Origin of the sequence: Streptococcus rupicaprae (assembly GCF_040545225.1) — a bacterium.
In the GTDB taxonomy this organism is placed as follows: Bacteria; Bacillota; Bacilli; order Lactobacillales; family Streptococcaceae; genus Streptococcus; species Streptococcus rupicaprae.
This window is the reverse complement of sequence record NZ_JBEPLO010000047.1, coordinates 1-5,433: the sequence shown is the minus strand read 5'-3', so window position 1 is coordinate 5,433 and position 5,433 is coordinate 1. Positions and strand designations below refer to the sequence as shown.

The window sequence follows — 5,433 nt, the reverse complement described above, 5'->3', positions numbered from 1 at the left end:
GCTGGTAATGAGTTGGCTCCAGCCGTTACTCAAACAGTAACCTATACTCGCACCGTTACGACTAACGATGTGACCGGTGAGCAGACCTTTGGTGAATGGGCGACAACTAATAAGGAATTACCTGCTGTAACCTCGCCAGAAGTTGCTCAACATACTACCGACCGTCAAGTGGTTGAGGCTCTTACAACAACTGCGGATACTGCTGATATTGAGGAAGTGGTTGTCTACAAGAAACAGGTTCAGGTGATTGACCAGCCGGATCAACCAACTCGACCAAACTTGCCAAGCCAACCAACTCCTGCTCCTAAGCCAGAAGTGCCAGCTAAGCTTGATGCAGCAACAGGTGCTCAAGTACCATCTACACCGACTCAAACCCTGCCTAAGACGGGGGAGGAGACGTCCTTGCTCAGCCTAGTCGGCGCAATCCTGTTTAGTAGCTTCTCGATTTTTCTTGCTAAATCGAAGAAGAGAGAAGAGGACTAGGGAGAATAAGTCCGTCTATGACGATCAGTTCAGCTAAATAGCAGAGACTCAACAGGATGTGGAGATGGTTTCTCCACATCCTTTTGTTATCATCTATTTTGTCCTTGCCGCCTCAATGATAGCTGCTAGATGACTTGGTGTAATCCTTTTTGGAGGATACTAGAATAGAGTTTTCTCTAGTCTTAGTTTCGAAGCTGTGATTTGCTGGACCAACTGCATCAGAGAAGGTGTCAGCATTGGTCTTGTTGTCAACTTAGAGGGGCCAAGTGAACTCATGGTTCAGTAGTTGGTTTGATGGACAAGATCGGATTTCCAAATAGTGCTAGCCAATTATAGTCGGGGCTTCTAGATCGCATCATGGTAAATAGAGAGATGATCTAGATGAAGGAACTGCAATATTTACTGTTGCTGAAGTCACAAGTGCGTCAAAGTAGCGGTTTAACGGGGATAAAGGGGTAAGGTTTTGGTGCGGTGAGGGCTTGGCCTACCTTGTAGGTATCTAAAACAGGTCGGCGAAGTGTCTGTGTCAGCCGATTCTTCTGTGGTTGAATAAATTCTAGAAGGATAATGCCTATCCATGTCATGACACTAGTTGCCTGTACCTTTGTCAATGATGTGAGACCAAAATTGTCAATTTGAAGATAGTCATGTGTTAATCTATAGAGGAGCTAGCTCCTCTATAGATTTTCTGATGTCGATAGGAGATTTCCATTCCAGTGTTTGCATTGGTAGTCGATTTGATCGGTAAAGATAGGCCTTCATCTGTTTGATGAGGTCGTCATAGGAGTAGAAGGCAAGGTGCTGATAAAACCGTCTATTATCGTTTCTGTGGCTTCTTTCGACTTTACCATTGTGTCTAGGCGTTCGTGGTCGAATGAGCTTATGCTCAATTCCTAATTATTGACAAAGCAGATCCAGAGGGTGGACTTGCTTTGTTTCCCTGAAATGGGTAAACTCAAAACCATTGTCTGTCTGAATGATTTGTGGCTTGTATCCAAAGTACTTAATAGCCAATTTGAGAAACTGGACGGTGGAGTGGGAGGACTGTTCCTTGAAGGGGTAGATGAAGCGTTCCCGACTGGCCTCGTCAATGACGGTGTATTGGTAGAATCGGTCGGGCATTGTCCCTGTATAACACTGCTTAGGCACATATTTAACATCCATCTGCCACTTGACGCCCAATTGAGTTGGTGTGTCATAGGGTTTGGGAACATAGGGTTTAGCCTTGGATTTAGGTGTTTTGAAGAACCCCATTTTCCTTAAGATCCGAAAGAGTGAGCAGGGGTGGCGCTTGTAGCCCTTGTTGGATTTGAGTTTGTAGAAAATCTCGACGAGGGTTGCGTTTGGGTTTCTGCGGATGCAGTTTTTAATCCAGGTGATTTCCTGTTCCGTATGCGCCGTTGGATGGGTTTTATGCGGTCGGTGAGACTTATCTCGCAGGGATTCCTTGGTGCCATCAAAGCGCTTATTCCATCGCATGAGTGATGCCTTTGAGACCTTGTAACGTCGACGGATAAAGTCTACAGAGGCTCCGTTTCGATAGGTTTTCACAGCGTGGTAGCGGGTTTCAAGTGTGTGTGGCAAATAGCGAGGGTTTTGTGGTATACTAGTCATGAGAAGATTCCTTTTTTGGTGAGTGGTGCTACTCTTATCATATCAGGAATCTTCTTTTTTGGTTCACCTAGGTCTCACATCAATTGTAACGTAACAATATTTTTTAAGCCAAAGCCTTGATAGACTTGACAAATGGTAGAAAAAGAGTTAAGAGAGTATGGCCTGATCGAAAAAGCCCAACAGTCGTCTAGTGAAAAAGGGCGTTTGGCCAACAAGATTTATCTTGGAGAACTAGAGCAGGACATGTATCCCGTCCAAGATTCAGACGGTGATGGTGTTCAAAACAGACGGAGCCAGTCTCAAAAACAAACGGGGCTAGTATCAGAATTGGACACGAATGAGACTGAAGTTACTGAGACTGATATTATTGATACTAAAGGGAGTGATTGTCTTTTAGAGGACGAGGAGGAAAAGGACTCACTCGCAAAGTAGATAAAGCAACTACCTACGACAAGGGTTATATTTATCAACTGGTCTATGACCAACTGATCCGTGAGAAGTTGTCAAAGGCTAGTGCAGAGTTTGTCATGAGGCACTTTGAAAGCAGGTATCAATATGCCCTTGCCAACATGCGATTTGCCCGAACTGCGGAAGCTATCGCAGACTATGTCTATAACGGTATCTTGGCAGAATGGAATAAGGAACGTCGTCAAGAATTGGAAAGAGAGGTGTGAGGATGTTACGGATTTACTTGGGCAAGAATAAGATTAGAAATAAAACATTCTTGGAACAGTTGGAAAAGTATGGAGTTTGTTATGAAGCCCATCACGTGGAAGATTTAGATAAGCTAACTCTGCTTGAGATGATGAGTTATTCTGTGGATTGCTTTGAGTTTCTAAGTCCAACCCTGTTACGCTTTAAACGAAGCGACTATATGACGACCAACCAGCTGATTGAGCTGATTCTGAGTAAGAAATCCACTAGCTTACGCTTACCTCTTGCCATACACAAGAGGAGAGTCTATCCCGACCTCAGTTCTGATGACTTACGTACCTTTATCCCACGAAAGCTAAAGCTAGGGGGCTTTCGCCAGACCTTGAACGAACAGTCGGAGGTCTAAAATGGCTGAATTATTTTGGGAGAACGTTGAAATACTATTAGCCGAACGACAGATGACTTGGGCTGATTTAACCCGCAAAATGTTTGTGGGAGCCTATCAGTATCCAAGTGAGTTCAATCGGCTGTATCAGAAAATCCGCCACTACAAGTCGGCAGGTCAAATGCCTCAGACCAAATGGGTGGAAAAGATAGTGCGTGTTTTGGAGGTGGATTATGAAGACTTGTTTCGCAGGTAAAGGCATAAAAGTCCTAATCCTTTACCTCTACCAGTATGGAAATGCGGCTATCGTATCGTCTTTCCAAGCAGGAAAGCTATCTCTAGCAGTCACAATTCTGTGCCAGCTCCTATACCTAACAAGTGTAATTTTGCTGGTCAGAAAGTCCCCTAGTCAGGTTTCACACAAGAAAAGACTAGCTTGGTTTTTTCTGTGTTTGAGCCTGATGGTGGTCTTGTCCATTTTGATAGGTTTGATGTCTCCTGTTCACTCAGGAAATCAAGAAACCTTGATAGACGTTCAAAACCAAGTTCCCTTTCTTATCTTTGGCTTGTTTCTTGTCAATGCCAGTCTGGTAGAGGAGGTGGTTTATCGAGGTTATCTGTGGGACTTATTTCCAGAACCTTATCAAGCCTTGTTGGGGACCAGTCTTATCTTCGCCTTAGCCCATCACCCAACAAGTCTGAGTGCTTGGGCAGTTTATCCAGGACTTGGTTTATGCCTTGGTATCATGAGACAGCAGACAGACCTTTATGGGGCGATGGTTTTACATGTCTTGTGGAATCTTTTAGTATTTTTACTTACCGCTTGACAAAAGGGATATACAAAGGATATACTAATAATGTGGAGGTGAACAGCATGGAACAAGTGATACAAGAATACACTACCCTATCACAATGGGGGAACTCAAAAGCTACCAGAATACCGACCAGTATTTTGAAGTTGCTGGATATTGATGTCAATCAAAAATTTACAGTCTCTGTTAAAGACCAGTCGATTATCTTGACACCTGAAATTCAAAAGCCCACCAGTATTCATGAATTATTTGCAGGTTGGGAAGATGATGGTATTCGCTCTCAAGAGTTGGACTGGGGACAAGCAGAAGGGAATGAACTGTCATGGTAGTCTCCCAAGGTGATATTTTTTACGTGGATTTTAATCCGAGTATTGGTCACGAGCAGAAGCATAGGAGAGCAGCCATTGCACTGAGCCATGATTTGGTTGCTCGATTTGGTGGTTTAACTATCGTTGCACCAATTTCAACAACTGAGCGAAATTATCCAACCTATCACACATTGACAAGTACCAAGACGGTGAGAGGCAAGGTTATGCTTGACCAGACCATTGCTCTTGACCTTAAAGCACGTGGGGTAACGATGATTGTAGAAACATTAGATAAGACAGAACTTAAAGAGATTATTGATAAATATAAGCTCTTGTTTGATTTGCTTTAGAGAGGGGAGTTTTGATGGAGACACTATACTACCAACTTGATGACATGCTTTCAGCTGGTTTCAGCACACCAGACCAATTTGTTCACTACTGTAATTTGAAACAGACATACGAGGAAGCTACACAAGATTACAGTTTCTCAGCAAGAGAGATTATGGGACAGCTGGAACGCTTACTTGATGACAGAGATTTTCCAGACGTTGACTCTGCACTCGTTGAGGAGTACCTTGATTTAGTCAAAAAACTTGAAAATTATGATAAGTCGAGGGCAAGCTATTACTTGAAGTTTTTTGTAAAAGTGGTATAATGAAAATAGAAAAAAGGTAGTTGCGTCAACAACTACCCACGTAGAACCGTTTAAGACGGTGGCTCGTATTTTGGATTTAATCCGTCCTACTCGCTCAAAAGTGGGGACGGATTATTTTTTAACGTCATCTTTGAAGATTTTATAGCACAAGCCAATCAATGCAATGATAAACATACCAAAGCCCAGAATCGTTTGTACAACTTCAAAAGCTGTCAAAAGATGCTCCCTCCTTTCTGTCAGATTTTGATGAGTTGCCCAGTAAAAAGAGCCTATCCCCAGGCTCTTTTTACACCACACTTTCAGATAAAGACTCTACCCACCGTCTTTGCGATGTTGTCGCCACTTTAGTGGCTTACAACATCACATCCCATTTAAAGGGGCACTTTTCTACGTTCTCCATTATACCATATTTACTTTTTAGATGTTGAAAGAGGCTGGGCAAAAACTAGTTTCAGAATAGACAAAAACGAGCATTTCCGCAGTTGGAGATGCTCGTTTTCCCATGTCATGGTTTATAATTAT

At 43.0% G+C, this 5,433-nt stretch carries 10 protein-coding genes and 1 pseudogene; 9 read left to right on the top strand and 2 right to left on the bottom strand.

The window, feature by feature from the left end:
• The coding region (locus ABID29_RS12090) for an LPXTG cell wall anchor domain-containing protein (protein ID WP_354366377.1) at positions 1-483 on the top strand (483 nt) is incomplete at its 5' end.
• A 657-nt stretch (positions 484-1,140) separates the two neighbouring features.
• Here the strand turns inward: ABID29_RS12090 and ABID29_RS12085 are convergent.
• Positions 1,141-2,097: pseudogene (locus ABID29_RS12085) on the bottom strand (DDE-type integrase/transposase/recombinase).
• A gap of 132 nt (positions 2,098-2,229) precedes the next feature.
• On the opposite strand from ABID29_RS12085, the gene ABID29_RS12080 reads away from it, so the two are divergent.
• Genes ABID29_RS12080 through ABID29_RS12045 form a run of 8 tightly spaced genes read left to right on the top strand, consistent with a single transcriptional unit; the run spans position 2,230 to position 4,911 of the window.
• Positions 2,230-2,529 (top strand): hypothetical protein, encoded by a 300-nt coding sequence (locus ABID29_RS12080; protein WP_354366375.1) that lies wholly within the window; start codon positions 2,230-2,232, stop codon positions 2,527-2,529.
• A complete protein-coding gene (locus ABID29_RS12075; RefSeq protein WP_354366373.1) occupies positions 2,484-2,771 on the top strand; it encodes a hypothetical protein in 288 nt (95 codons plus the stop codon). The genes ABID29_RS12080 and ABID29_RS12075 overlap by 46 nt, the downstream gene beginning before the upstream one ends.
• 2 nt (positions 2,772-2,773) lie before the next feature.
• A complete protein-coding gene (locus ABID29_RS12070; protein ID WP_354366371.1) occupies positions 2,774-3,157 on the top strand; it encodes a thioredoxin domain-containing protein in 384 nt (127 codons plus the stop codon).
• Between the two features lies 1 nt (position 3,158).
• Positions 3,159-3,392 carry a transcriptional regulator gene (locus tag ABID29_RS12065; RefSeq protein ID WP_354366369.1) on the top strand — a complete coding sequence of 78 codons (234 nt, stop codon included), beginning with the start codon at positions 3,159-3,161 and terminating at the stop codon, positions 3,390-3,392.
• Positions 3,370-3,963, top strand: coding sequence for a CPBP family intramembrane glutamic endopeptidase (locus tag ABID29_RS12060; protein ID WP_354366367.1), 594 nt, complete (start codon positions 3,370-3,372; stop codon positions 3,961-3,963). The genes ABID29_RS12065 and ABID29_RS12060 overlap by 23 nt, the downstream gene beginning before the upstream one ends.
• 47 nt (positions 3,964-4,010) lie before the next feature.
• On the top strand, positions 4,011-4,277 hold the full coding sequence (locus ABID29_RS12055; protein ID WP_354366365.1) for an AbrB/MazE/SpoVT family DNA-binding domain-containing protein: 267 nt from the start codon (positions 4,011-4,013) through the stop codon (positions 4,275-4,277).
• Positions 4,271-4,606 carry a type II toxin-antitoxin system PemK/MazF family toxin gene (locus tag ABID29_RS12050; protein ID WP_354366363.1) on the top strand — a complete coding sequence of 112 codons (336 nt, stop codon included), beginning with the start codon at positions 4,271-4,273 and terminating at the stop codon, positions 4,604-4,606. The genes ABID29_RS12055 and ABID29_RS12050 overlap by 7 nt, the downstream gene beginning before the upstream one ends.
• Before the next feature lie 14 nt (positions 4,607-4,620).
• Positions 4,621-4,911 (top strand): DUF5962 family protein, encoded by a 291-nt coding sequence (locus tag ABID29_RS12045; RefSeq protein ID WP_354366361.1) that lies wholly within the window; start codon positions 4,621-4,623, stop codon positions 4,909-4,911.
• 111 nt (positions 4,912-5,022) lie between these two features.
• Here the strand turns inward: ABID29_RS12045 and ABID29_RS12040 are convergent, their stop codons facing one another.
• A complete protein-coding gene (locus ABID29_RS12040) occupies positions 5,023-5,151 on the bottom strand; it encodes a putative holin-like toxin (RefSeq protein WP_354366379.1) in 129 nt (42 codons plus the stop codon).
• Between the last annotated feature and the right edge of the window lie 282 nt (positions 5,152-5,433).

Bases quoted from the DNA above. Each gene is read 5' to 3' on its own strand.
- ABID29_RS12080 (WP_354366375.1), top strand. From the start codon at position 2,230: ATGGTAGAAAAAGAGTTAAGAGAGTATGGCCTGATCGAAAAAGCCCAA.
- ABID29_RS12070 (WP_354366371.1), top strand. From the start codon at position 2,774: ATGTTACGGATTTACTTGGGCAAGAATAAGATTAGAAATAAAACATTC.
- ABID29_RS12065 (WP_354366369.1), top strand. From the start codon at position 3,159: ATGGCTGAATTATTTTGGGAGAACGTTGAAATACTATTAGCCGAACGA.
- ABID29_RS12060 (WP_354366367.1), top strand. From the start codon at position 3,370: ATGAAGACTTGTTTCGCAGGTAAAGGCATAAAAGTCCTAATCCTTTAC.
- ABID29_RS12055 (WP_354366365.1), top strand. From the start codon at position 4,011: ATGGAACAAGTGATACAAGAATACACTACCCTATCACAATGGGGGAAC.
- ABID29_RS12050 (WP_354366363.1), top strand. From the start codon at position 4,271: ATGGTAGTCTCCCAAGGTGATATTTTTTACGTGGATTTTAATCCGAGT.
- ABID29_RS12045 (WP_354366361.1), top strand. From the start codon at position 4,621: ATGGAGACACTATACTACCAACTTGATGACATGCTTTCAGCTGGTTTC.